The sequence below is a fragment of the Sulfitobacter sp. M22 genome, from assembly GCF_021736025.1.
Lineage (GTDB): Bacteria > Pseudomonadota > Alphaproteobacteria > Rhodobacterales > Rhodobacteraceae > Sulfitobacter > Sulfitobacter litoralis.
In genome coordinates this window covers 1,980,032-2,003,736 of the sequence record NZ_WMEC01000001.1, presented here as the reverse complement: position 1 = coordinate 2,003,736, position 23,705 = coordinate 1,980,032, and the positions used below count along the sequence as shown (strand labels likewise).

24 protein-coding genes and 1 tRNA gene are annotated in these 23,705 nt (G+C 60.5%); 8 read left to right on the top strand and 17 right to left on the bottom strand.

The window, feature by feature from the left end; all coding sequences use genetic code 11:
- Window positions 1-5: 5 nt before the first annotated feature.
- Together GLP52_RS09845 and GLP52_RS09840 are read right to left on the bottom strand one after the other, a co-directional pair.
- Window positions 6-872 carry a branched-chain amino acid aminotransferase gene (locus tag GLP52_RS09845; protein WP_237272299.1) on the bottom strand — a complete coding sequence of 289 codons (867 nt, stop codon included), beginning with the start codon at window positions 870-872 and terminating at the stop codon, window positions 6-8.
- Between the two features lie 14 nt (window positions 873-886).
- Window positions 887-1,123: a hypothetical protein gene (locus GLP52_RS09840; RefSeq protein ID WP_093731329.1), complete on the bottom strand. Its 237-nt coding sequence runs from the start codon at window positions 1,121-1,123 to the stop codon at window positions 887-889.
- Window positions 1,124-1,247: 124 nt separating this feature from the next.
- Between GLP52_RS09840 and GLP52_RS09835 the strand changes: the two genes are divergently transcribed.
- Together GLP52_RS09835 and GLP52_RS09830 are read left to right on the top strand one after the other, a co-directional pair.
- Window positions 1,248-1,955: a M48 family metallopeptidase gene (locus GLP52_RS09835; RefSeq protein ID WP_093731328.1), complete on the top strand. Its 708-nt coding sequence runs from the start codon at window positions 1,248-1,250 to the stop codon at window positions 1,953-1,955.
- A gap of 9 nt (window positions 1,956-1,964) precedes the next feature.
- Window positions 1,965-2,315, top strand: a complete 351-nt coding sequence (locus tag GLP52_RS09830) for a YigZ family protein (RefSeq protein ID WP_138924282.1) — start codon at window positions 1,965-1,967, stop codon at window positions 2,313-2,315.
- Between the two features lie 6 nt (window positions 2,316-2,321).
- Here GLP52_RS09830 and trhA read toward each other — a convergent pair whose 3' ends face one another.
- The 3 genes from trhA to rimO form a co-directional block, all read right to left on the bottom strand.
- Window positions 2,322-2,942, bottom strand: coding sequence for a PAQR family membrane homeostasis protein TrhA (gene trhA, locus GLP52_RS09825; RefSeq protein ID WP_237272298.1), 621 nt, complete (start codon window positions 2,940-2,942; stop codon window positions 2,322-2,324).
- 124 nt (window positions 2,943-3,066) lie between these two features.
- Window positions 3,067-3,444 (bottom strand): hypothetical protein, encoded by a 378-nt coding sequence (locus GLP52_RS09820; RefSeq protein ID WP_237272297.1) that lies wholly within the window; start codon window positions 3,442-3,444, stop codon window positions 3,067-3,069.
- A gap of 215 nt (window positions 3,445-3,659) precedes the next feature.
- A complete protein-coding gene (gene rimO, locus GLP52_RS09815; RefSeq protein ID WP_093731324.1) occupies window positions 3,660-5,030 on the bottom strand; it encodes a 30S ribosomal protein S12 methylthiotransferase RimO in 1,371 nt (456 codons plus the stop codon).
- Window positions 5,031-5,094: 64 nt separating this feature from the next.
- Here rimO and GLP52_RS09810 point away from each other — a divergent pair, with 64 nt between their 5' ends.
- Together GLP52_RS09810 and trpB are read left to right on the top strand one after the other, a co-directional pair.
- Complete coding sequence (locus GLP52_RS09810; RefSeq protein WP_093731323.1) at window positions 5,095-7,047, top strand: AsmA family protein; 1,953 nt, start codon at window positions 5,095-5,097, stop codon at window positions 7,045-7,047.
- A gap of 159 nt (window positions 7,048-7,206) precedes the next feature.
- On the top strand, window positions 7,207-8,433 hold the full coding sequence (gene trpB / locus GLP52_RS09805; RefSeq protein WP_237272296.1) for a tryptophan synthase subunit beta: 1,227 nt from the start codon (window positions 7,207-7,209) through the stop codon (window positions 8,431-8,433).
- Between the two features lie 75 nt (window positions 8,434-8,508).
- Here the strand turns inward: trpB and GLP52_RS09800 are convergent, their stop codons facing one another.
- The 8 genes from GLP52_RS09800 to trpA form a co-directional block, all read right to left on the bottom strand.
- Window positions 8,509-9,090 carry a DUF4893 domain-containing protein gene (locus GLP52_RS09800; RefSeq protein ID WP_237272295.1) on the bottom strand — a complete coding sequence of 194 codons (582 nt, stop codon included), beginning with the start codon at window positions 9,088-9,090 and terminating at the stop codon, window positions 8,509-8,511.
- Window positions 9,090-9,479, bottom strand: coding sequence for a DUF2237 family protein (locus GLP52_RS09795; RefSeq protein WP_237272294.1), 390 nt, complete (start codon window positions 9,477-9,479; stop codon window positions 9,090-9,092). Before GLP52_RS09795 ends, GLP52_RS09800 begins: the two co-directional genes overlap by 1 nt.
- Complete coding sequence (locus GLP52_RS09790) at window positions 9,476-10,648, bottom strand: serine hydrolase domain-containing protein (protein WP_237272293.1); 1,173 nt, start codon at window positions 10,646-10,648, stop codon at window positions 9,476-9,478. Before GLP52_RS09790 ends, GLP52_RS09795 begins: the two co-directional genes overlap by 4 nt.
- Before the next feature lie 67 nt (window positions 10,649-10,715).
- Window positions 10,716-11,750 (bottom strand): DUF2332 domain-containing protein, encoded by a 1,035-nt coding sequence (locus tag GLP52_RS09785; RefSeq protein ID WP_093731318.1) that lies wholly within the window; start codon window positions 11,748-11,750, stop codon window positions 10,716-10,718.
- Complete coding sequence (gene pth / locus GLP52_RS09780; protein ID WP_093731317.1) at window positions 11,747-12,469, bottom strand: aminoacyl-tRNA hydrolase; 723 nt, start codon at window positions 12,467-12,469, stop codon at window positions 11,747-11,749. The genes GLP52_RS09785 and pth overlap by 4 nt, the downstream gene beginning before the upstream one ends.
- A 152-nt stretch (window positions 12,470-12,621) precedes the next feature.
- Window positions 12,622-13,266, bottom strand: a complete 645-nt coding sequence (locus GLP52_RS09775; protein ID WP_093731316.1) for a 50S ribosomal protein L25/general stress protein Ctc — start codon at window positions 13,264-13,266, stop codon at window positions 12,622-12,624.
- Window positions 13,267-13,491: 225 nt separating this feature from the next.
- Window positions 13,492-14,658, bottom strand: a complete 1,167-nt coding sequence (locus GLP52_RS09770) for an alpha-hydroxy acid oxidase (protein WP_237272292.1) — start codon at window positions 14,656-14,658, stop codon at window positions 13,492-13,494.
- Between the two features lie 97 nt (window positions 14,659-14,755).
- Window positions 14,756-15,547 carry a tryptophan synthase subunit alpha gene (gene trpA / locus GLP52_RS09765; RefSeq protein ID WP_093731314.1) on the bottom strand — a complete coding sequence of 264 codons (792 nt, stop codon included), beginning with the start codon at window positions 15,545-15,547 and terminating at the stop codon, window positions 14,756-14,758.
- A 177-nt stretch (window positions 15,548-15,724) separates the two neighbouring features.
- Here trpA and GLP52_RS09760 point away from each other — a divergent pair, with 177 nt between their 5' ends.
- The 3 genes from GLP52_RS09760 to GLP52_RS09750 all read left to right on the top strand — a co-directional run bounded on the left by GLP52_RS09760 (window position 15,725) and on the right by GLP52_RS09750 (window position 17,399).
- The gene (locus GLP52_RS09760; RefSeq protein WP_093731313.1) at window positions 15,725-15,916 is read left to right on the top strand and encodes a hypothetical protein; all 192 of its coding nucleotides are present in this window, start codon (window positions 15,725-15,727) and stop codon (window positions 15,914-15,916) included.
- A gap of 59 nt (window positions 15,917-15,975) precedes the next feature.
- Window positions 15,976-17,073, top strand: a complete 1,098-nt coding sequence (gene ychF, locus GLP52_RS09755) for a redox-regulated ATPase YchF (protein WP_237272291.1) — start codon at window positions 15,976-15,978, stop codon at window positions 17,071-17,073.
- Between the two features lie 236 nt (window positions 17,074-17,309).
- Window positions 17,310-17,399 (top strand) — tRNA-Ser (locus GLP52_RS09750).
- 333 nt (window positions 17,400-17,732) lie between these two features.
- Here GLP52_RS09750 and GLP52_RS09745 read toward each other — a convergent pair.
- The 4 genes from GLP52_RS09745 to GLP52_RS09730 form a co-directional block, all read right to left on the bottom strand.
- Window positions 17,733-18,047 carry a hypothetical protein gene (locus GLP52_RS09745; RefSeq protein ID WP_237273523.1) on the bottom strand — a complete coding sequence of 105 codons (315 nt, stop codon included), beginning with the start codon at window positions 18,045-18,047 and terminating at the stop codon, window positions 17,733-17,735.
- Between the two features lie 202 nt (window positions 18,048-18,249).
- Window positions 18,250-20,304, bottom strand: a complete 2,055-nt coding sequence (locus GLP52_RS09740; protein WP_237272289.1) for an NADH:flavin oxidoreductase — start codon at window positions 20,302-20,304, stop codon at window positions 18,250-18,252.
- A 14-nt stretch (window positions 20,305-20,318) separates the two neighbouring features.
- A complete protein-coding gene (locus GLP52_RS09735) occupies window positions 20,319-21,371 on the bottom strand; it encodes a flavin reductase family protein (protein WP_237272288.1) in 1,053 nt (350 codons plus the stop codon).
- On the bottom strand, window positions 21,368-22,636 hold the full coding sequence (locus GLP52_RS09730; RefSeq protein ID WP_237272287.1) for an aromatic ring-hydroxylating oxygenase subunit alpha: 1,269 nt from the start codon (window positions 22,634-22,636) through the stop codon (window positions 21,368-21,370). Before GLP52_RS09730 ends, GLP52_RS09735 begins: the two co-directional genes overlap by 4 nt.
- A 145-nt stretch (window positions 22,637-22,781) precedes the next feature.
- On the opposite strand from GLP52_RS09730, the gene GLP52_RS09725 reads away from it, so the two are divergent.
- The gene (locus tag GLP52_RS09725; protein WP_237272286.1) at window positions 22,782-23,690 is read left to right on the top strand and encodes a LysR substrate-binding domain-containing protein; all 909 of its coding nucleotides are present in this window, start codon (window positions 22,782-22,784) and stop codon (window positions 23,688-23,690) included.
- Window positions 23,691-23,705: the final 15 nt, after the last annotated feature.

Below are 23,705 nucleotides of genomic sequence, written 5' to 3'. Positions count from 1 at the left end.
CGGGGTCAGCCACGGTCAGAGGCCGCCCAATCCCAATACATTTCGCGGACGCGGCGGGTCATGGGGCCGATGTTGTACTGGGTGTCATCAAAGGCCTTTACCGGCGTAACCTTCATCATGTTGCCGGACAAGAACACCTCGTCTGCGGCGTGAAAATCATCAAAGCTCAGGACGGTTTCATGGACCTTGATCCCGTCGGCGCGCATGTTGGCCATGTGCCGTGCGCGTGTGATACCTGCCAGAAACGTGCCGTTGGGGATCGGGGTGAAAACCTCGCCATCCTTGACCATAAACACGTTGGCCGACGCCGACTCCGCGACATTGCCCATCGCGTCGGCCACCAGCGCGTTGCCAAACCCTTTGGCGCGCGCTTCTACCATCATACGCGCGTTATTCGGATACAGACATCCCGCCTTGGCGTTCACCACGTTATCTTCGAGCACAGGACGCCGGAAACGGGTCCGCGTGAGGGTGGTGGCTGCATCGGGTGCGGCCATGGGGATCTGTTCAAGGCTGATGGCGAAACCGGTCGCGTCTTTCAGCGGCACGATGCCCAATTCATCGCCTGCCAGCGCCCAGTACATCGGGCGGATATAGACGGCGGCGTCCTTGGGGTAGCTTTTCAGACCCTCGCGCACCATCGCGACCATATCGTCGGTCTCGACCGTGGGGGTGATCATCAGCGCCTTGGCAGACCGGTTGATCCGGGCGCAATGCGCCTCCAGATCCGGGCTCAGTCCGTCGAACAGGCGGGCACCGTCGAACACGGTTGTGCCCAACCATGCGCCGTGGTCCGCGGCCTTGATGACAGAGATGTCGCCCTCGTGCCAACTGCCTTCGAAGTACGTCTTGATATGTGTGCCGGTGGCCATTTTCTTTCCTTTAATTACCGCTTGGGCGCGGTGCGGTAGATGCCTTCGGGCAGGTTCAGCGCAGCTGTCAGATCATTCAGCTGCTCTGGCGAGAGGCTGATTTTGGAGACAGAGTTGGTGCGCGGGTCCCACTGCTCGATTGTGATGACGCTGGCAAAAGCTTGCACCGTCACGTCTTCACGCAAGGGTGCTTTGCCTTCGTCGATCAGCGTGATCACACTGGCATCGAATTCGTGTTCAATCGTAAACATGCCGGCACAGTATTCTTTCGGCGGTCCAATGCAAGAGCAGCACTGCACCGTCTGTTCAAATCAGTGCTGCCACGTTAAACGGGTAGTTGTTCTATTCGGTGCCCTTTTGAGGATACGTTACGTAATGTTGAGATACTGTTTTGCTCTGGCCGCAGTGGCATTCATCGCCGCGTGTGAACCGACAACACTGTCGGGGCCTGTCACCACCCAGCCTGATCAGGGACAGCCCGCAGGCTTTTCCGCCAATGAATCGGCCCGCAGCTTTATCCGCGTGTTGCGCACCGTCGAACCCGTCGCGGAACGCGAATGTCGGACGCGCACGTCGCAAGTCAACTGCGATTTCAACATTGTGGTAGACGACCGTCCGGGCCAGCCCGCCAACGCCTATCAGACCGAAGACAAGGCGGGGCGTCCCGTTATTGCCTTTACCCTCGCGCTGATTGCGGATGCGCGGAACGAAGACGAGCTTGCCTTTGTCATGGGGCACGAAGCCGCCCATCACATCGAAGGGCATATTGCGCGCCAGCAACAAAACGCGGTGGCCGGTGCCGTGATCTTTGCCGGTCTTGCCACGCTCAGCGGTGGCGATCCGACTGCGGTCGAATCGGCGCAACGACTTGGGGCACAGGTGGGGGCGCGGCGATATTCCAAGGATTTCGAGCTTGAGGCAGATGCCTTGGGCACCATCATTACTGCGCGTGCCGGCTATAATCCGCTGCGGGGGGCCGAATTCTTTACCCGTATCCCCGATCCCGGCGACCGTTTCCTCGGCACGCACCCGCCCAATGCGTCGCGTCTGGATACGGTGCGCCGAACAGCGGCAGGGATGTAACCACACTTGATGCGGCAGCTTGGCCAGATACTTTCGGACCGCGGGTCCAAGTATGCCGTGTCGGGCTGCCCTGCGTCTGATCGCGCCGCGGTGGATGCTGCGCTGAAAGAGCTTAAGCGCGATAAAAGCTATGCCAAAGCGACCCATAACACCTGGGCGGTGCTGCTGTCAGACGGCGGCCCGCTAAAAGGCGATGATGGGGAATCCGGTGCGGGGATGGTCATCATCCGCATGTTGGAGCGCGAAGGTCTGAAAGATCATTTGATTGTGGTCACTCGCTGGTATGGCGGCAAACATCTCGGCGGCGACCGTTTTCGTCATGTGCAATCCTGTGTGCGCGCCTATCTGGATGCAGCTTAAGGCGGGCTACAGGCTGATAGAGATCGCTGCGAAAAAGCAGATGGACGCGGTCAATACAAAGCTGTGCCAGATCGCATTCTGAAATCGCATGCCGGGGTGGGCGAAAATCACAGTCCCCAGCGAATAGATCAACCCGCCAGCGCCAATCAACGTCAGCGCCATTGGGGGCAGGCTTTGCCACATCGGCCAGACCAGCAGCACAGACAGCCACCCCATGCCAAGGTAGAGATACAGCGACGCTCTTGATTCCGTGCTCCAGAACGACAGTTTGGCGATGGCACCGATAATGGCAAGCGCCCAGACAACGGCGAGGATGCCATAGGCAAAACCTGTCCCGATCAACACGACGAGGGGGGTATAGGTGCCCGCGATCTTGAAATAGATCGCCGCATGATCGATCCGCCCCAACAGGGCACGCGGGCGGTCAAAGGGCACAAGATGGTATATGGCAGATGCCAGAAGCGATAGGACGAAGCAGGCCGCATAGATCAGTATCGGTGTGAGCGCCCCACCCTGACCCGCGACATCGGTGGTCAATAAGATCGTTGCGGGTATGGCAAACCCCAAACCCAGCACGTGGATCGTGCCGTCAGCGAGGGTGTCGGGGGTTGGGTGCGGATAAGCCATGATACAAATCTAGCACTGGATTATGTCATTCCAATGTTTGATCCCGTCTAAATTTCGGTGCTTTGGTATCACGGCCTATCCCTTGGTATAGGCAACGCTAAAGAGCATCCGGCCTGCCACCGGTTCAACGGGGTTTGTTCCCGTCGATCCAGCGCGACATCATCGTTTTGTCGCGAAAACACTCCTGCGGGATATCGCGCCGCTTTAGCCGTGCGATGCGTTCGGCAAAGGCAACCTGCTTTGACGACGGGTACTGCGAAAACGGCCCTTCGACCGGCTTGGGCTTATGCGCATCAATCCACTCAGACAATGCGGCGCGGTCTTTTTGTGCCTGTCTTGGCACTGGTGCGCCAGTCTTGAGGCTCAGCGACGCGGCATAGTGCATCTGCTTTTGAGTTGGCGGCAATGTTGCGCGCACATCGCGGGGTGAATCTTCTGTATGGGCAGGTACGGCCCCTTGGCCGGGATCGAACATGCCGGGAAACTGCGGTTGGTAGGACATCGTGTGGACCCCCTTGTTCTGGTTGGAACATATATAGAACATCGTTGATGCTTTTTCAAGGGCAACGCCCTTTCTGCGCTGCTGCCTGTCTATATATAGGGTGATATGGTTTGCTGTCCACAATATGGGGTGCTGTCGAGGTGGGGTGTAGCAACGTCAACAGGAGCGTCAAAGCGCTTCGTCTGTTCCAATCGTGCAGGGATAAGGGCGGTGGCCTAGACCACGCGCCCCCAAAGATCGTATTCGCCGGCTTCTTCGACTTCGACAGTCACGATCTGGCCAACGCTCAGGTTTTCGAAGCCTTCGTCGATGAACAGGTTGCCATCAATCTCTGGCGCGTCGGCCTTGGTGCGGCAGGTGGCGGCCTCGTCGTCGATCTCGTCGATGATTACATCCATGCGGCGGCCAACCTTGGCTTCCAGCTTGGCGGCAGAGATGGCCTGTGCCTTCTCCATAAAGCGGTTCCAGCGGTCCTGCTTAATCTCGTCCGGCACGTGATCCGGCAATGCGTTCGACCGCGCCCCAGCGACGTTCTCGTATTGAAAGCAGCCCACACGATCAAGCTGTGCCTCGTCGAGCCAGTCCAGCAGGGTCTGGAATTCGGCCTCAGTCTCGCCCGGGTAGCCAACGATGAATGTCGACCGCAGGGTGATGTCAGGGCAGGTGTCGCGCCACGCGGCGATCTCATCCAGCGTTTTTGCCGCAGCCGCAGGGCGGGCCATGCGTTTGAGCACATCGGGATGCGCGTGCTGGAATGGAATATCGAGATAGGGCAGCACCAAGCCTTCGGCCATCAGCGGGATCAGGTTGCGCACATGGGGGTAGGGGTAGACGTAATGCAGCCGCACCCAAGCCCCGAGCGAGCCCAGATCACGCGCCAGATCGGTGATATGCGCGCGGTGGCCGCGGTCTTCGGCGTGTTTAATATCGACGCCATACGCCGAGGTATCCTGAGAGATCACTAGCAGCTCGTTCACGCCGTTCTGCACCAGCTTTTCCGCCTCGCGCAGGATCGCGTGCGCAGGGCGTGACTGCAGGCGGCCGCGCATGTCGGGGATAATGCAGAACTTGCACTTGTGATTACAGCCTTCTGAAATCTTCAGGTAGCTGTAATGGCGCGGGGTCAGGCTGACGGCTTGCGCTGGCAGCAGATCGATAAACGGATCGGGCGAAGGCGGCACGGCTCCATGCACCGCGTCCAGCACCTGTTCGTATTGGTGCGGGCCGGTGACAGCCAGAATGCGGGGGTGATGTTCGCGGATATAATCCGGCTCGGCCCCGAGGCAGCCGGTCACGATCACCTTGCCGTTTTCCTTCAACGCCTCGCCGATGGCATCAAGGCTTTCGGCCTTGGCGGAATCAAGGAACCCGCAGGTGTTCACAATCACCGCATCTGCGCCGGCATAATCGGGCGACACGCCGTAGCCTTCGGCGCGCAGGCGCGTCAAAATACGTTCGCTGTCGACAAGCGCCTTGGGGCAGCCAAGCGATACCATGCCGATGGTCGGCTGGCCGGGGCGGGACGGATTGCTGATCTGTGCCTTGGGCGCAAGATCGGGGCGTAGATTTGGTGGGTTTGTGCTCATGAACTGCGCTATAAGCCATGCAAAGGGTCTGGGAAAGGCCTCGCATCGGGCAAGGAGACGGGCAATGAAGTGGATTATTCGGGCAATTGGCATTCTGTTGCTGATTTTAGCGGTGGCCGTGGGGTCGCTGTTTCTTTTGCCTGCCGATCGCATTGCGCGAATCGCGGCGGATCAACTGCACAACCTGACCGGCCGCGAGGTCACGATTACGGGCGATGTAGGCCTGACGTTCTGGCCTGTGCTGGGGGTGACCGCAGGCGGGCTTGAAGTCGGCAACGCAGATTGGGCCAAAGACGGGGCAATGTTGTCTGCGGCCAATGCGGCGATTGGCGTCGATGCGATGGCGCTGATCCGGGGCGAGATCAAGATCACAAACATCGAAGCCCAAAGCCCCACGATCCGGCTTGAGCAGCGGCGCGACGGCCGCGCGAGCTGGCAGTTCAGCGATGGCGGCGGTGCCGCGTCAATTGAAACCGCGCCCTCAGCCCCCGCCCGCAGCCCGCGCCCACTGACGATCCAGCGGCTTGATATCACCGACGCGACGTTGATCTATGATGCCGAAGGTGCCGATCTGGTGCGTTTCGCAGGCGTTGACCTGTCGCTCGATTGGCCTGAACGTGCGGGCGATGCGGTGATCAAGGCCGCACTGCGCCCTGCTGCGGATCGCGTGACGATCGAGGCGAAGATTGACCGCTTTGACCAACTCCTCAACGGCGACATCCGCCCGCTGCGCGCCCGCGTGGACACCAAAGGCGGTGGCGTCACGCTGGCCGGTCGGGCGGGGTTGAGCGGGGCGGTTGCAGGTGACTTGTGGTTCAAGACGTCGAATACAGAGCGCTTCCTTGCTGCTTTGGGGGCAGGTGCCATCGCGCTGCCGCAAGGCCTGGGAAAAACGACAGATATAAAGCTCGACCTGACGCTCACGCCGGACCGGCGTTTGGCCCTGCGCGATGTGGTGGCTGATCTGGGCGGCAATGCGCTGACAGGTGCGGCAGATATTACGCTGAACGGCACGCCGGATGTGAACGCGCAATTCAACGTGGGCACGCTGGACCTGACCGGATTTGCACGCAGCGACACCAGCGGCAGTCCCGCGCCGGCATCGAGCACCGCAGCACCTGCGCCTGCATCGTCGTCGGGCTGGTCAACCGCGCCGATTGATGCCTCTGCGCTGGCGGGGTTTAACGGCGAAATCGCGCTGCGGGCGGACAGCATTGATCTGGGCACGCTGTCGCTTGGTGCAACCCGTGTGCTGCTGCGCAACGACCGGTCGCGACTGGTGGCCGAACTGCGCGAGATCAGAGCCTATGCCGGTGTGATCAGCGGCGAGTTCGTGATCAACAACCGCAACGGCCTGTCTGTGGGAGGCGCGTTGAATGCGCAATCCATCGCCATGCAGCCGTTGCTGCAGCAAACCGCTGGGCTGGGCCGGTTTCATGGGACGGGCGATGCCGAAGTGTCCTTTCTTGGCTCTGGCGCGTCGTTGAACGCGATCATGCGCTCGCTCAGCGGATCGGGGGCGGTGAATGTCGGGCGTGGCCATATCGACGGCATTGATCTGGACGCGCTCATGGGAAATTTTGATGTCGAGGGCGGGACGACCGTGTTTGATTCACTTGCTGCGACATTCGACATGGATCAGGGCGTGCTGCGCAATGATGACCTGTTGATGCAGCTGCCTAACTTTACCGCCACGGGAACGGGGCAGGTGGGGTTGGGGGCACAGACACTGGATTATACCGTTACGCCCAAGGCGCTGCAGGTAAACGGCGATCGCGGTCTGGCCATTCCAGTGCGCATCTTCGGGCCGTGGGCCGCACCGCAAATCAAACCAGACTTGCAGGCGGCGGTCGACATGAACTTTGCCAAGGAAAAAGAAAAGGCCCGTCAGAAGCTGAACGAAAAGCTTGAGGAGGAGCTTGGCGTGTCGCGGCAGGACGGGCAATCGGTCGAGGATGCGTTGAAGCAAAAAGTCGAAGACGAGCTGCGGCGTGGCTTGTTCAAGCTCTTCGACTAGGGGCGGATGCCTCGGCGATCGGACACGTCAACGAGATACGCGCTTTTCCGCGGCGTTTTGAAGGTGGCGGGCGGCGCAGATACGTCGCCGCCCCCGCCCCGTCTTTACCTGTCGCGGCGGGGGCGTTAAGGCTGGTCGCCAAGCGCAAGGAGCACCTCCATGGACAATGATCTTTTCAACTCTTTCATGACCGGACCTGATGAAAATGGCCGCTTTGGCGATTTCGGGGGACGGTTTGTGTCGGAAACCCTGATGCCGCTCATCCTCGAACTCGAGGCGGAATATGAAAAGGCCAAGACGGACGACAGCTTTTGGGCCGAGATGGACGACCTGTGGACCCATTATGTCGGTCGCCCCAGCCCGCTGTATTTCGCAGAGCGTCTGACCGAACATCTGGGCGGTGCCAAGGTTTACATGAAGCGCGACGAGCTGAACCACACCGGCGCGCATAAAATCAATAACGTGTTGGGCCAGATCATTCTGGCGCGGCGCATGGGCAAGAAACGTATCATCGCGGAAACTGGTGCGGGCCAGCACGGTGTGGCGACGGCAACGGTCTGCGCCAAGTTCGGTCTGCAATGCGTCGTCTATATGGGCGCGCATGACGTTGAACGTCAGGCCCCCAACGTGTTCCGCATGCGTCTGCTGGGGGCCGAAGTGATCCCCGTAACCTCGGGCCGTGGGACCCTGAAAGACGCGATGAACGACGCGCTGCGCGATTGGGTGACCAACGTGCGCGATACCTTCTATTGCATCGGTACAGTTGCCGGCCCGCACCCCTATCCCGCGATGGTCCGCGATTTCCAGTCGATCATCGGCAAGGAAGTGCGCGAACAGATGGATGCCGCCGAAGGCCGTCTGCCCGATACGCTGATTGCGGCGATTGGCGGCGGGTCGAACGCGATGGGGCTGTTCTATCCGTTTCTTGACGACAAAGATGTGAACATCATCGGCGTCGAAGCCGGCGGTAAGGGTGTGAACGAAAAAATGGAGCATTGCGCGTCGCTGACCGGTGGCCGCCCCGGCGTGCTGCACGGCAACCGCACCTATCTGCTGCAGGACGACGACGGTCAGATCCTCGAAGGCTTCTCTATCTCGGCGGGTTTGGATTACCCCGGTATCGGGCCTGAACATTCCTGGCTGCACGACATTGGCCGCGCGCAATATGTGTCGATCACCGATAAAGAAGCGCTTGAGGCGTTCCAGCTGAGCTGCGCGCTCGAAGGGATCATTCCTGCGCTCGAACCCAGCCACGCGCTGGCGCATGTGATGAAGATCGCGCCAGAGCTGCCCAAGGATCACATCATCTGCATGAACATGTGTGGGCGCGGCGACAAAGATATCTTCACCGTCGCCAAGGCGCTTGGTTTTGACATGAAGGTCTGAGGATCAGACGAAAGCTTAGACACTGACGATCACGAAGGGGGCGGCGCATCGCCCCCTTTTCTTTTGGCGCAGGCCCTATCGGGTCAGTTCTAGGATATCAAAGTCGCTTTCGACTACCGGCGCGGGAAACATCAGCCGCGCCCGCTGGTTGCTGACACGTTCGAATACCGCCACATCGGGTTGCAGGGTGCCATCTCCGGTAAAACCGGGTGGCAGGGCGTCGTAAGCGGGCGGCACCTCTCCCGCGACATAGCCGACGCCAGCATAGACCGCGCGCCCGTCTCGCAGCGTGATGACCCCCGTGGTGCGCTGCGACCCGCTGAGCTTTTCGAACAGATAGCCGTTGCCTTGAAAGGTCAGGCGGCATTTGAACGGGCTATAGACCACCAGCGCGGGCAGGCCACCCAGTTTCATCGTGCGGCAGGACCAATCGCCGGCCAGCCCCTCGTCAAAGGCGACTTGCGGCGTGCCGGACAATGCCCGCGACAGGGCGGCCAGGTCATCCGCGCTGCCGCTTTGGAACGCTTGCAGCAGGGCATCGCCCGCCGTGGCCTCGAACGGGTCGAGGCGGAGCTGCTCTTGCGGGCGCAGGGCGTCTTGGGCGATGGCTGGGGCGGCGCAGAGCACTGCGGTCAAGACAGCAGTCAGGCGCAGCATCAGTCTTCCCCGCCGTCGGGGCGCAAGGCATGGGCCTGCAGGATGTTCAGCGGCACGATATCCAAAGCGCGCTGATGGGTTGCCTCTAGATGGACCTTTGGCGCGCAGCCCTCGTCCGCCGCTTGCAAGAAACGCCCCGCACAAAGACACCACGGATCGCCCGCCGACAGTCCTGCAAAGCCGAATTCGGGGCGCGGTGTGCTCAGGTCATTGCCAACATATTTGGAATAGGCCAGAAATTCCGCCGTCATGATCGCGCATACGGTGTGGCTGCCCTGATCGGCGGCACAGGTATTGCACGACCCGTCGCGGAAAAACCCCGTGACGGGGTCGCTGCCACAGACGGCCAGCGGGCCGCCCAGAATATTGATGCTTTCGTCAGGTGTCATGTGCCCCCCAAGGCTGCGCTGATCTGGCGGAAGATGGCGATGTTCTGATCGCTGACCCCGGCCTCGCGGAACTTGCGGTCGGCGGCATTGGTCGCGATCACCACCCCGTCAGCGCGGTTGATGTAGATATACTGACCATACACACCGCGGGCCATGAATTCACCCTCTGTCGCGCCTTGGGGAATCCACCACTGATAGCCATAGCCGATCTGCCCCTCTGCCGTCGGGGCCGATGGCGCGGTAGAGGCGGCGATCCAGTCTGCCGGTACAATCTGCTGACCGTTGTAGCGACCGTTTTGCAGGAACATCTGCCCCATGCGGGCGTAATCACGGGTCGTCAGGTTCAACCCGCCCAAGACAAAGGCGACACCCGCGCCGTCCGTCACGTAATAGGGCGCGTGTTCCAGACCCATGGGGGTGATGATCTTTTCCGACAAAAGATCGGTGACGGACCGGCCTGTTGCCCCCCGAACGACCATGCCGATGACATGGGTGTCGATCGACACATACTGCCACTGGCTGCCGGGCGTGGTGAAAGTGTCTTTCAGGCTTGCGGTGAAATCGTCCAGCTCTCCGCCAAGGGCGAGAGCGCGGCCCATCTTGTTGATGTCGGAATCCGGGTCGAGGTAATCTTCGTCAAAGGTAACCCCGCTGGCCATGTTAAGCACGTTGCGCAGCGTCGCCCCGTCATAGGCGGTGCCTTTCAGCTTGGGCGCATAGGTCGTGACGGGATCGTCAAGCGATGCAATCGCCCCCTCGTCCAACAAGATACCCACCAGCGCGGAAAGGTAGCTTTTGGCGACAGACCAGCTGATCCGCAGATCATCGGGCTGGGTGCCTTTAAAGTAGTTCTCATAGACAATCTGACCATCTTTCAGCACAACCAAGGCGGTCACATCACGGGCTTCGATCCAGTCGTTGACCGTGGCCGGGGGCGCGTATTCGGGACCATAGGACAGCTCTGCCGTGGGGCCATCACCGCGCGACAGGGGCTTGGACAGGAAGGCGTCATCCATATGGCTGAAGTTATGCACGATCTTGTCTTCGGCAAAGAGCGAATTCACCGCCAGCAGCCGCGTGATCTCTTCGCGTTTCCACAGGCCGACAACGACCACAGCCACCACAAGAGCCAGTAAAATACGGCCCAGCCACTTCCCGAATGTGCGCATGAAATCCTCCCTGATATGCGGAGATACCCAAGCACGAAGGCTGCGGTGGTGCCAGATAAACTTGGCGTCAGCCGGTGTAGGTCCAATCGATCCAGCGGCCGTGGAAATCGACCCGCGCCAAGGGCAGGGTGATGTCACCGGGCCAGAGCCTGAGCGTCAGCGCGGCCCCTTTCAGGCCGGATCCGTCCTGCTCCATCGACAGCCATGCCAGGGGGCGGTTGCGCGTGGCGCGTTTGCCGGCGGCCTCGATCAACGCGTTGCCGCGGACCTGCGCCTCTTTGGGGAAATACTGCCACGCGACGGTGTGCTGAATCAGGTGCAGGCAGCCTTCGGGGGATTGGGGTAGGGTGCGCGCCAGCCAGTCAATCGCATCGCCGCGTTGTACCTGCGCCGTCATGACGGACGCCGCGGTGCGGGTCAGCGTCAGCCGGTCGGGTTGGTCCGCCCAGATATAGGACATCAGCCGCAGCAGATGATCGGGCCGTGTCGGGTCAAGCGGGTTCAGATCAACGCCGCGACGTTTTTCGACCTGCGGGTTGTTCGCCGGAGGCAGTTTGCCGGTCCAGTCAGGCGACAGCAGGATCGTTGACATATTCGACCCGTACCGGTGCCCTTCGATCTCGAGCACGAATTGGTCCCACATCAGGTTCAGCCCGCCGCTGGCCCCCAGTTCGGACAGTCGGATCGGCAGATTGAAATGCTGCGCCGCGACGCGGGCACCGGCGATCAGTGCGGCAGAGCGGCGGACCTCGTTCGTTTGCGGCGCGCTGTCGGTCCAATCAAGCAAGAAGGCTTCGTGCGTGGTGATCGCGTCGCGCACGGCCTCTGACAAAGCGGCATCGCTGGCCTTATGGGGCGGGTAAACCGCCATCAGCGCAGGCGCTTTGCGTTTCAGGACCAGCGCATGCAGCCCGCCCGCGATGCGCAGGGGAAGCGACGCGCCCGACGGGCCGATATCGCCCTCAAACGCCGCGAATTTACGGCCAAGGGCTGTGTCTGCGGGCCAGTCACGCGCCAGCACGCGCATCAGCTGCCCCATGAAGGGAGACCCCAATGCGATGCAATGCTCTGCCTGCTCTTTAAAGGCGGCTTGCAGTGTCATTTGAACCGGTCCAGTAGCTTTTGCATCGGGTTGCGCTCGTCTGATTTGGCGGCAGGCTCGGGCTGTGCCGCTGGTTGTGGGGGCTTTGGCGCTGAAGCTTGGGGGTTGGCTTGCGCAACCGCAGGTTTCTTCGTGCCGGTACCGGATCGTGGTGGGGCGACGCGTAGGGCGACGGCGTTCATGAATTTGGCCGTATCGCCGCGCGCAAGTTCCGCGGCACCGTCACTGATCCCGCGCAAAACGTCATCCAGCCAGTCCTGATCTGCCTTGGCAAAGTCGCGCAGCACGTAGCCGGGGACGGCATCCTTGTGGCCGGGGTGCCCCACGCCAAGGCGCACGCGGTCATAGTCGGGGCCGATATGCGCATGGATCGACCGCAAGCCATTGTGCCCCGCATGCCCGCCGCCAGTCTTGCATTTCACCTTGCCGGGGGCGAGGTCGATTTCGTCATGCAGCACAATCACATCCGCGGGTTCAAGCTTGTGAAACCGCATGGCCGATTGCACGGACTGGCCGGAGTTGTTCATGAACGTCTCGGGCTTGAGCAAGACCACACGATCCGCGCCAAAGCGTCCTTCGACCGTCAGCCCGTTATGTTTGGTTTTCCATCCGGCAAAACCGTGGTCCTGCGCGATGCGGTCCAGCGCCATAAAGCCGATGTTATGCCGGTTGCCCGCGTATTTCGCGCCTGGATTGCCAAGCCCTACGATCAGTTTCATGCGGACCCCTTATCTTAGATGTAAACGTTTGGTCGGCCAAAGATAACAGACCGCAGAACCAAACGAAATAACGCCCCAACGAAAAACGGGGCCGCCCATGGCGACCCCGTCTCGACCCAGCCGCACCCGTTGGCGCGAGGGATATAGTCGTATCAGTCTTCTTTGACTTCTGTTGCGGGCACTTCGTCTGCTGCAACATCTTCGTCTTCGTCGTCCTGGCTCGCCAGACCGGAAGGTGCGGAGATCTGGGCAATCACGAAGTCACGGTCGATGACCGGCTTGGAGCCGTCTGGCAGCTTGACGCTCGAGATGGTGAGGCTGTCGCCGATTTCCAGTTCGGAAACGTCGATTGTGATGTGATCAGGGATATCGCCTGCGGTCACAACCAGTTCGACTTCGGGACGGACCAGCGACAGAACGCCACCCTTTTTCACGCCGGGGCTGACTTCTTCGCCTTCGACTTCAACCTGGATGAAGAGGTTGATTTTGGTGGTGCGCTTCAAACGCATCAGGTCAACGTGCGTTGGCAGGTCTTTAACAACGTGACGCTGAACGTCGCGGCAGATGACGCGGACGTCTTCTTGGCCTTCAACCTTTAGGTTGAACAGAGTCGCCTTAAAGCGGCCTGCGCGCAATTTGGTCAGCAGCTTGTTAAAGTCCAGGTTGATCGGCAGCGGATCAAGGTCACCACCGAATACGATACCAGGAACCATGCCGTCGCGGCGTGCTTGACGAGCGGCGCCCTTGCCTGTCCCCGTGCGTTCGAAAGCTTCCAGATCAGGAATCTCTCCAGCCATTGTAATCTCCAATATGTTTAGGGCGGACATCCTCCAAGGCTGTATGTCCGCGTGAAGCCGCGCGTATAGACGGGTTTGGGCGTTTGGGAAAGGCTAAAACGCCGATTTTGCGCAAGTTGGCTTTGGTTTGCGACCTAGTGAGGCGGGGCAGGGGCTGCGCGCATGGTTTCCGCCCGCCCTGACATAAAGGCCAAGGCGGTCGGATCATGCGAACAAGTCGCAGGCTCAGGGCTGCCAGTCGCCTTCAAAACCTTTTGGAATAAGCAGGTTATGCTTGCCCAACCCCGCGACAGAGGTTTCACCGCAAAGCGCCATGGACAGGTCGAGTTCCTTGTGGATCACCTCTAACGCTGAGGTAACACCGGCCTGACCCATTGCGCCAAGCCCGTAGATAAAGGCACGCCCGATATAGGTGCCCTTGGCCCCCATCGCCATCGCCTTGAGCACGTCCTGACCGGACCTAATTCCACTGTCCAGATGGACTTCGATCTGGTCGCCCACGGCCTCGAGGATCGATGGTAGCGCCCGAATGGAGCTGATCGCGCCGTCCAGCTGGCGCCCGCCGTGGTTGCTGACGATGATCGCATCCGCCCCGACTTTCAGCGCCATCCGTGCATCGTCCGCATCCAGAATGCCCTTGAGGATAACCTTACCGCCCCATTGTTCTTTTAGCTTGGCGATTTTGTCCCAGTCGAGCGTCGGGTCGAACTGCTCAGCCGTCCAAGCGCCAAGATCTGCGGTATCGTCAACGCCGTGCACGTGGCCCACGATGTTCCCAAAGCTGCGCCTCTTGGCCCCCATCATGCCGATGCCCCAGCTCCATTTGGTTGCCAGATTGGCGAGCGTTTTGGCGGTCAGCTTGGGCGGGGCAGAGAGGCCGTTCTTCAGATCCTTGTGGCGCTGGCCAAGGATTTGCAGATCAAGCGTGATGACAAGGGCCGAGCATTTCGCATCCTTGGCGCGCTGGATCAGCCGCGCAACGTAGTCTTCGTCGCGCATGGTGTATAGCTGGAACCAAAAAGGTTTCGTCGTCGCCTCTGCCACGTCCTCGATTGAATTGATCGACATGGTCGACAGGGTAAAGGGCACGCCAAAGGCTTCGGCGGCGCGAGCGGCTTTGATCTCTCCGTCGGCGTGCTGCATGCCGGTCAGCCCAACGGGGGCGAGCGCCACGGGCATCGCCACATCCTGCCCGATCATCTGCGTCTTGGTGCTGCGGCCGCTCATGTCCACGGCGACACGCTGGCGCAGGCGGATCTGTTCAAAATCGGTGGTGTTCTCGCGGAAAGTCTGCTCTGTCCAGCTGCCCGATTCCGCGTAGTCATAGAACATCCGCGGCACACGGCGTTCATGCAGGCGCTTGAGGTCATCGATGGTCGTGATCACGGGCATGGTGGCAATTTCCTATGTATTGGTCAGATGATCTAACCAATTCGGCCCGTTGAAATCAATTGCTTTAAGCCCCGGCATCGGGTGGTGGGCAGGGGCCTTAGGCCCGATGCGCACCATCTGCGAGCGATTTGACAAAGCTCAGCACGTCTTCGACAGGCAACCCGTCTGCAATTTTGGACACGATAGCAGATCCGACCACGACGCCATCTGCGACACCGGCAATGGCTTCGGCCTTGGCGGGGGTGTTTACACCGAACCCGACAATTACGGGCAGGCCGCTGGCTTTCTGGATGCGTACAACTTCGGGGGCAACATCGCCTGCATCCGCTTCGGCAGAACCGGTGATGCCGGTGATCGACACGTAATACACAAAGCCCGAGGTGTTCTGCACAACACGCGGCAGACGCTTGTCATCGGTGGTCGGCGTGGCAAGCCGGATAAAATTCATACCGGCGGCTTGTGCTGGCAGACAGAGCTCGTTGTCTTCTTCGGGAGGCAGATCGACAACGATCAAACCATCGACACCGGCCTTTTTGGCGGCTTCAAGGAAGGTATCCACGCCCTTGGAGTAGATCGGATTGTAGTACCCCATCAAAACGATTGGTGTCGTGTCATCCTTTTCGCGGAAAGCTGCGGCAAGTGCCAGCGTCTTATCGAGTGTCATCCCGCCTTCAAGGGCGCGTTGCCCTGCCAGCTGAATGGCAGCACCGTCGGCCATTGGGTCGGTGAAAGGCAGACCCAGTTCGATCACGTCGACGCCAGCGCCGGGCAGGCCGCGCACAATCTCGAGCGATGTATCAAAGTCTGGATCGCCGGCCATCACATAGGCCACAAAGGCTTTCTTGCCTTGGGATTTCAGGTCAGCGAATTTGGCGTCGATACGTGTCATGAGGGCGGCCTTTTTACGTTACCCTGCTGCAATGCCGAATATATCGCGGGAAATCAATCCAACTCCGCGGGCGTGCGAGGGGGATTTTCTGAAAAACTTAGCGGCAAGGTGCTGTTTTTATACATCTACACGTGGCGCGGACCTTTAAATCATGTCACCCGCGCCTACATTCAGGCTATGAATTATGTACTCGCCCTGCTGTTGCCGCCGCTTTCCATCCTGCTGACAGGACGGATCTTCACGGCGATTATCGTTTTCCTGATCTGGATTCCGGCTGTGATCTTTTCGGGCGGGTTAACCCATCCGATGTTCATCATCCTTGCGTGGATCCTGATTTATCAGACGCGGCAGGACCGGCAGATGCGCTAAGACTTGCGTAAAGTCAGCTGAAACCCTAGGACAACGCCAACTTATAAAGGATGCTTGTCATGGGCTTTAAGATGGGAATCGTGGGTCTGCCGAATGTCGGCAAGTCGACCCTCTTCAACGCGCTGACCAAAACAGCGGCAGCGCAGGCGGCCAATTTTCCGTTCTGCACAATCGAACCGAACGTCGGCGAAGTTGCGGTGCCGGATGCGCGCCTTGATAAATTGGCCGCGATTGCGGGCTCCAAGCAGATCATCCCCACGCGGATGACCTTCGTCGACATTGCAGGCCTGGTCAAAGGCGCGTCCAAAGGCGAAGGTCTGGGCAACCAGTTCCTTGCCAATATTCGCGAAACAGACGCTATTGCGCATGTGCTGCGGTGCTTTGAGGATGGCGACGTGACCCACGTCGAAGGGCGCGTGGACCCCGTGGCCGACGCCGAAACCATTGATACCGAACTGATGCTTGCCGATCTGGAAAGCATCGAAAAACGCCGCGCTGGTCTGGTCCGCAAGATCAAGGGCAACGACAAGGATGCCGCGCAACAAGACCGCCTGCTGGCCGCCGCGCAAGAAGCCATCGAAAACGGCAATCCCGCACGCACCGTCGACGTGGACGCGGACGACGCAAAAGCCTGGCGCATGTTGCAGCTGCTGACCTCCAAGCCGGTGCTTTACGTCTGCAACGTTGGCGAATCCGAGGCCGCGGAAGGCAATGCGCTGTCTGCCAAAGTGGGCGAGATGGCCGCGGCGCAGGGCAACAGCCACGTCGTGATCTCGGCGCAGATCGAAGAGGAAATCAGCCAGCTGGAACCCGAAGAAGCCAGCATGTTCCTTGAAGAAATGGGTCTTGAGGAAGCCGGGCTCGATCGGTTGATCCGCGCGGGCTACGATCTGCTGCACCTGGAAACATACTTTACCGTCGGTCCGAAAGAGGCCCGCGCCTGGACGATCAAGGCCGGCACCTCTGCGCCCAAAGCTGCTGGTGTGATTCACGGTGATTTCGAAAAAGGCTTTATCCGCGCTGAAACCATCGCCTATGACGATTTTGTTGGTCTGGGCGGCGAAGGCCCCGCCAAGGAGGCCGGCAAGATGCGCGCGGAAGGCAAAAGCTATACCGTCAAAGACGGCGACGTCCTGCACTTTCTGTTCAACACCTGATCCAAACCGGCGGGCCCGTCACAAACGGCCCGCCGAATCCTTGCGAAGCGATGCTGGCAGAGCCCCTGACGCACCATCTGAGCAGGTCAGCGAGCCCAAGGGCGCTCATGTGGGCGCATCACCCTGCGCGTACCCACAAGCAACGGTAGCCGCCGCATCCGGCATTAACCACATTCGTCCTATTTTCTCAGATTACCGCTTGTGCCCCATGGGTTTTCTTGGATATACGCGTCGACGGAGACGTGGCCGAGTGGTCGAAGGCGCTCCCCTGCTAAGGGAGTAGGCCCGGAAGGGTCTCGAGGGTTCGAATCCCTTCGTCTCCGCCACCAACCCAGATTTTTGACATACCTCAGATACTTGGGACTGGTTGGCTGGATGCTGGGTGCCCTGGATGCTGGGTGCCGATGCATCCCCGAGTTGGATTTCTACAACGCTCTATCGCGAATATATGTGGCGCTGTCCCGAGGGACGGTACATCCCGGAACTGTCTTAATCCCCTTTATACATAGCTCAAACGCATTCGTCTGGCACGACTGACCGGCATAGCTGCGCTGCTTTTGTCCGCGGGAAATGACGCGAGCTGGGCGACCGTTTATCGTTTGCTTTCGTTAGCCTGCGCCGTAGCGGCCTTTCTCTTGGTAGGGTCCGCACGAGCCCGTTCAATAGGCCGATGATGAGCGCCAAAATCTGATAGCTTCCTTGAATTCAGCCGCATAAAAGTCGGATGCTTCGGGTCCTGACGGATCGCCTTCAAAACGCCCATGGCGCTTGGCGCATTCGAAAAAGCCGGGGGCCGGTAATCCACCTCTTGCTTTGCTGATCACCAGTGCTGCGATCAAGGGGCGACCGGTGGCGACATCCTCTGCTATCAGACATTCGAGGGCTACCGTAAGTTGGTGGATGGTATTTGGCGGCGACAGCTCGAGGGTCTTTGCGAGTGCCTGATACGTGATGGGACGCGCGTCCTGTGCCATCTTGCACAGGTGATCCCTAATACGTTGTGGTAGCATTATCAGAGCCTTTCACGGGGCGTGATTTCCGAGGCCGCTGTCAATGGACGCAGCCTGTCGCAGTCCTACGTCGCATTGATCTGCTGTGCAAACTTAACGCAGGCTCGGTCGGTCCCTTCTTCGCCAAGGCCGGGTTCTGAATGAACGTCCCCAGTCGCCCTCGGAGTTAAACGGCGGTCATCAAACGGAGCGCGTCGTAGATCGCCGCGTGGGTGTTGCGGGCAGAGACGGCGTCCCCGATGCGGAAAAGCTGGAACGCGCCTTGCGGGTTGCGGACCATTTTCTGCGGTTGGATCGCCAGAAAGGACGCTTGATCGATCGCACCGCCATTGGACGAGGAGGGCCGCAGCTCGTGGTAAAGCGTATCGAGCGGCATTGTGCCATAGTTCACGACAATCTGGTCGTAGTCCGCCTGCGCCAGTTTGTCGGAATAATCGGTCCCGATGATCGCGCGCAGCCGGTTGCCATCTTTGAGAACCCCGCGCAGCCGTTTGGTGACGGTGAAAGTCACCTCTTCGCGTTGCAGATTGCGCATGTAGGGCACAAGGTTCATCGCCATGACTTCGGGTGCAAAGGTGCGGTCTGGGGTCATGATTTCGACGGTACAGCCCGCGTCAACGGCCATCTCGGCGGCTTGCAGCCCGCTGTGGTCGCCCGCTTCGTCGTAGATCAACAGGGATCCGGCCGGTTTTACATCACCTGATAATATATCCCAGGCCGATACGACGTGCTCTGGCGTGTCCCCTTCATAGAGGGTGGTGTTGGCCATGCCGCCGGTGGCAATGATCACGACGTCAGGGCTTTCGGCCAGCACATCCGCTGCCTCGGCATATAGATTATAGCGCAGGTCAACGCCGCTAGCTTCGCATTGTGCTACGCGCCAGTCGATGATCTGCATCATCTCGGCTCGTCGCTTTGTGCGCGCCGTCAAAAGGACCTGCCCGCCGGCGCGGTTGGCAGCCTCGAGCACAACAACCCCATGCCCGCGCGCGCTGGCGACGCGTGCGGCTTCCAACCCCGCAGGGCCCGCACCGACGATAACGATTCTGCGGCGGTTGGCAGCGGGGTTGATGATGTGGGGCAGGGAAAGCTCCCGGCCTGTCGCAGGGTTATGGATGCACAGGGCTTCGCCCCCCTGATAGATCCGGTCAAGGCAGTAGTTCGCCCCGACGCAAGGGCGGATATCATGTTCACGGCCCTCCTCGATCTTGCGCACAATATGGGGGTCAGCCATATGCGCGCGGGTCATGCCCACCATGTCCAGCAAGCCCGAGGCGATGGCGTGCCGCGCGGTCGCGACATCCTGGATCTTGGCAGCATGGAAGGTCGGCATGCCCGTCGCGCGCCGGACCTCTCCGGCGAAATCCAGATGCGGCGCCGAGGGCATGCCCTGGATCGGGATGACATCCGTCATCGCCGGATCGGTATGGATACGGCCCCGAATGACATTCAGAAAATCGACCTGTCCTGTATCCCGCAGCAGTTTTGAAATTTCTATTCCTTCTTCGGCGGTGATGCCGCCCGCCTGAACTTCGTCGGCGGTATAGCGGATGCCAACTATAAATTCCGGCCCGACACGTTTGCGCACGGCGTCCAGCACATCGGTCGTAAAGCGAAGCCGGTTTTCCATCGTATCCGCGCCATAAGGGCCGCTAAGCTTGTTCGACAGCGGGGACCAGAACTGGTCCATCAGATGGCCGTAGGCCTGAATTTCGATCCCGTCCATGCCACCGGCCTGCATTCGTTCGGCGGCGGTCGCATAGTCTTCGATCACGCGCTCGATATCCCAATCCTCCATCATCTTGGGAAAAGCGCGATGTGCGGGTTCACGGTCCGGGCCTGCCGAAATCGAAGGCAGCCAATCCCCCTTGTTCCAGTTGGTGCGGCGTCCCAGATGCGTCAGCTGGATCATCGCCGCGCAGCCGTGTTCGTGCAGGGCATCGGTCAGCTCGCGGATCCAAGGCACGACCTCGTCGCGATAGGCGAGGATATTGTTAAAGACCGGCGGGCTGTCGCGGCTGACGGCAGCGGAGCCAGCGGTCATTGCCAGCGCCACCCCGCCCTTCGCCCGTTCCTCGTGATAGCGGCGATAGCGGGCCTTTGGCATGCCGTCCTCGGGGTAGGCGGGTTCGTGGCTTGTGGTCATCACCCGATTTTTCAGCGTCAGATGCTTGAGCGTATAGGGCTGAAGCAGCGGGTCGGTGGTGACGTGGTCTTTCATGGCGGGGACTTTCTTTAGCAATCGAGGATGATGTCGGTGAGCGGGCGGCTGACACAGGGAAGGATGAAACCGCGGTCGATCTCGCGCTGGCGGATGCCGCCTTCGTGGGCCATGACGACCTCGCCCGCGTGTTTGAACGTTTTGCAGGTGCCGCACATGCCGCGTGCGCAAGAAGACGGCAGTGGCAGCCCTGCCTGCTTGAGTGCAGCAAGGATCGTGGTGGTTTCAGCACATTCGAACGCGTGGCCCGTCCGCGCAAAGGTCACGGTCCGGCGCGGCGTATCACCCCCGCCAAGAGCCTCGGGTGGGGGGGCGGAGAAATCAAAGCTTTCCTCGCCGTAGCGGTCATCGGGGACACCTGCGGCCTGTGCAGCGACGCGCACCATCTCCATGAAAGGCTGGGGCCCGCAACAGAGCACTGTGCGCGTTGCGAGGTCCGGCATGACACGGGTCAGAAAATCGGCATCAGGGCGTGTGCCGCCGGGGCCGCGGGTGATCGTGGGGAGATGCACCAACCGGGGCAGCCGACGCGCGAGACTGTCAAGCTCGGTCAGTGCCACAAGGTCTTGGGGCGTCGACACGACCTGCATCAGGACGACATCCAGATCCAGTCCCCGATCAGCGGCGGTGCGCAAGATCGACAGCATCGGAGTGATCCCACTGCCAGCCGCCATCAGCGCATAGGCTGACCCGTGCCATGTGGCCGGCCCAAAGCGGCCGGACGGGCCGAGGGCTTCTATCTCTGCGCCCGGCACCAGCATCTCGTGAAGCCAGCGGGCGCCCGGGCCTGCCTGTCGCTTGACCGTGATCTCTATCCCGCCGTCGCGCGCGGCAGACGAGGCGATGGTATAGCACCGCTCTATTCGACCCTCTGGCGTATCAATGCGAAACGTCATGAACTGACCGGAGGCGTGTTCGATCCGGCTGCCGTCCTGCGGCGTCAGAAAGAAACTGCGCATGTCCGCTGTTTCGTCCCAGACCGCGCGGCACACCAGCGTGCCCCAGCGGTCAGGGGCGAACCGCCGCCGCCGCCGTGCGCCCCAATCTGCGAGATCTACCTCGGTCATATTCCGTACCCGCTTGCCTGCATACGGGCGACGTACCAACCCGCGAATTCGTCCAGCGCACGTTCGGTGTAGGGCGAATAGGGCCCGGGCCGATACCCGGGCGAACAGACACCCCGATGGGCCAGCCCGACCAGATGCGCGTCTTCGGCATTGGTCGTTTTCCAGACCGTGGTAAGCGTTTCAAGGTCGTAGTCCTCGCCCTCGACGGCGTCTGCATGGACCAGCCACTTTGTGCGCACCAATGTCCTGTCTGGCCCGAGCGGGAAGGCGGTGAAGACGACGGCATGATCAGACATCACGTGGTTCCAGGAATTGATCCCCCACAGATGTACATCGCCCATCCACGGTCTGTGCGCCTGGCCCAAAGGGATCTGCACGGCGGCGCGGGTGTCCGGTGTCTGGCTTTCGCCAAGCCCTGCGATAATCAAGCGCTGCGTGCGGAAGTTGGTGGGCCAGCCCACGGTATGCTCTACCGCCTCAAAGGGCATATCCTCGTCGCGCCAGTATTTTTCATAGCTGGCATAGGCGTCCAGAAGCGCATTCGTCTCGGCCTTTTCGGTCTCGGTCAGCCCTTCCGGATCATAGCCGAAATCCGCAGCGTGGAACGACAGGCTGAGCTGGGGATGGTTCGACGCGCAATGATAGCACTCGCGGTTGTTCTCCATCGTCAGCTTCCAGTTCCCTTCCTCGATAAGGTCCTGTTCAAAGGCGACCTTGGCGTTGCGAAGATCATATGCTGCCAGACGCGGTTCAACTACCGCCGCCAACTGCGCGATATCTTCGGGGGGATCATCCGAAAGACAGGCATACAAAATCCCCCCTATATCACGCAGAGCGACGGGCTTGAGGTGATGGAGGGACCGGTCGAAGTCGATGCCCATATGCGGTGCCCGCGCCAGCGCCCCGTCAAGATCGTAGGTCCATTGGTGATAGGGGCAGACGAGCTTGCCAACCACCGACCGGCCCGGTGGCACCAGACGCGCACCGCGATGCGCGCACACGTTGTGAAAGGCGCGCAGCATGTCGTCGTCATCGCGCAGGATCACGATCGATACAGGCCCGATATCGACGGCCATGACATCGCCCGCTTCGGGCACATCGCAGGTCACGCCCACGGCAATCCAGTGCCGCCCGAATATCGCGTCGCAATCCGCCTGCCAAACCGCTGCCGACGTATACAGAGCCGCGGGAAGGCTATGGCCCGCACGACGGGATGCAAGCAGTGTGGCGATGTCTTCGGGGCGGGGGGAACCATGATCCAGCATTATGCCTCCTCGGCGTCAGGCGCGCCGCGTTACGGGATGTCATGCAAGCTATGCTGCGCTTGACAGGGGAAGCCGACAACCGCACAAATGAACGCCAATTCATACGGTCAAGTTATGGATTAGGTGTCGTCTATCGGAGAGTGTAATGCCCCATCCCATCCGACGCAGTGTACCATCGCTGACCGCGCTTGTGGCATTCGAAGCAGCGGGTCGACGCGAAAGCTTTACACAGGCGGCGGCAGAGCTTGGGGTAAGCCAGGCCGCCGTTAGCCGCCAGATTGCCGCGCTCGAGACGGACCTTGGCGTCGCGCTGTTCGAGCGGGCGAACCGGCGCGTCCGCCTGACCGTCGGTGGCAAGTCGCTTCATGATGCGGTGAAAGGCGGGTTCGACGGGATCGCCGATGCCATTGGCGAACTGCGCACAACCCACATCGATTTGACCGTCAGCGTGTCCGTCGCGTTTGCGCATTTCCGCCTTTTGCCGATCTTGTCCTCCTTCCGTGCAACCGCGCCGCAGATCGGTGTTCGGGTCATTTCAGAGGATGACTGGCGCGCCCCGCTTGATCGGACGATCGACATGGCCATCCGGTATGGAAGGCCCCCGTTTGACGGCATGTCGATCGTCGGATCGCTGCGCGAAACGGTTGTGCCGGTGTGCGCCCCCGAGATCGCGGCACGGCTTGCGGGTGTCTCGATTGACGCGCTGATGCTCCAAGGGGATGTGGCGCTGATTGAAAGCGACGCGCCGGAGCCAAGCTGGCTCAACTGGTCGCAATGGTTGTCGCGGATCGGGGTGACCAAGCCCTCTGTCAAAGCAGGGTTGAACTTTACCAGCTATTCGGACGCGGCCTATGCGGCCATGGCAGGACAAGGCGTTCTTCTTGGTTGGACCGGCCTTCTGGACCGCCCCCTTGCGGATGGCCGTCTGGTTGAACTAGAGCTGCCCCGCCTAAGACCGGAAGAGCGCCACTATGCTCTCGTGCCTGAACGAGGCCGACCCTCTGCCTCTGTCGACGCCTTTGTGCGCTGGTTTAGTGAGGACGCGTTTCACTAAGCCTACCCGTCGCTT

Coding starts and splice junctions, on each gene's coding strand:
- GLP52_RS09845 (WP_237272299.1), bottom strand. CDS start 872: ATGGCCACCGGCACACATATCAAGACGTACTTCGAAGGCAGTTGGCAC.
- GLP52_RS09840 (WP_093731329.1), bottom strand. CDS start 1,123: ATGTTTACGATTGAACACGAATTCGATGCCAGTGTGATCACGCTGATC.
- GLP52_RS09835 (WP_093731328.1), top strand. CDS start 1,248: ATGTTGAGATACTGTTTTGCTCTGGCCGCAGTGGCATTCATCGCCGCG.
- GLP52_RS09830 (WP_138924282.1), top strand. CDS start 1,965: ATGCGGCAGCTTGGCCAGATACTTTCGGACCGCGGGTCCAAGTATGCC.
- trhA (WP_237272298.1), bottom strand. CDS start 2,942: ATGGCTTATCCGCACCCAACCCCCGACACCCTCGCTGACGGCACGATC.
- GLP52_RS09820 (WP_237272297.1), bottom strand. CDS start 3,444: ATGTCCTACCAACCGCAGTTTCCCGGCATGTTCGATCCCGGCCAAGGG.
- rimO (WP_093731324.1), bottom strand. CDS start 5,030: ATGAGCACAAACCCACCAAATCTACGCCCCGATCTTGCGCCCAAGGCA.
- GLP52_RS09810 (WP_093731323.1), top strand. CDS start 5,095: ATGAAGTGGATTATTCGGGCAATTGGCATTCTGTTGCTGATTTTAGCG.
- trpB (WP_237272296.1), top strand. CDS start 7,207: ATGGACAATGATCTTTTCAACTCTTTCATGACCGGACCTGATGAAAAT.
- GLP52_RS09800 (WP_237272295.1), bottom strand. CDS start 9,090: ATGCTGCGCCTGACTGCTGTCTTGACCGCAGTGCTCTGCGCCGCCCCA.
- GLP52_RS09795 (WP_237272294.1), bottom strand. CDS start 9,479: ATGACACCTGACGAAAGCATCAATATTCTGGGCGGCCCGCTGGCCGTC.
- GLP52_RS09790 (WP_237272293.1), bottom strand. CDS start 10,648: ATGCGCACATTCGGGAAGTGGCTGGGCCGTATTTTACTGGCTCTTGTG.
- GLP52_RS09785 (WP_093731318.1), bottom strand. CDS start 11,750: ATGACACTGCAAGCCGCCTTTAAAGAGCAGGCAGAGCATTGCATCGCA.
- pth (WP_093731317.1), bottom strand. CDS start 12,469: ATGAAACTGATCGTAGGGCTTGGCAATCCAGGCGCGAAATACGCGGGC.
- GLP52_RS09775 (WP_093731316.1), bottom strand. CDS start 13,266: ATGGCTGGAGAGATTCCTGATCTGGAAGCTTTCGAACGCACGGGGACA.
- GLP52_RS09770 (WP_237272292.1), bottom strand. CDS start 14,658: ATGCCCGTGATCACGACCATCGATGACCTCAAGCGCCTGCATGAACGC.
- trpA (WP_093731314.1), bottom strand. CDS start 15,547: ATGACACGTATCGACGCCAAATTCGCTGACCTGAAATCCCAAGGCAAG.
- GLP52_RS09760 (WP_093731313.1), top strand. CDS start 15,725: ATGAATTATGTACTCGCCCTGCTGTTGCCGCCGCTTTCCATCCTGCTG.
- ychF (WP_237272291.1), top strand. CDS start 15,976: ATGGGCTTTAAGATGGGAATCGTGGGTCTGCCGAATGTCGGCAAGTCG.
- GLP52_RS09745 (WP_237273523.1), bottom strand. CDS start 18,047: ATGGCACAGGACGCGCGTCCCATCACGTATCAGGCACTCGCAAAGACC.
- GLP52_RS09740 (WP_237272289.1), bottom strand. CDS start 20,304: ATGAAAGACCACGTCACCACCGACCCGCTGCTTCAGCCCTATACGCTC.
- GLP52_RS09735 (WP_237272288.1), bottom strand. CDS start 21,371: ATGACCGAGGTAGATCTCGCAGATTGGGGCGCACGGCGGCGGCGGCGG.
- GLP52_RS09730 (WP_237272287.1), bottom strand. CDS start 22,636: ATGCTGGATCATGGTTCCCCCCGCCCCGAAGACATCGCCACACTGCTT.
- GLP52_RS09725 (WP_237272286.1), top strand. CDS start 22,782: ATGCCCCATCCCATCCGACGCAGTGTACCATCGCTGACCGCGCTTGTG.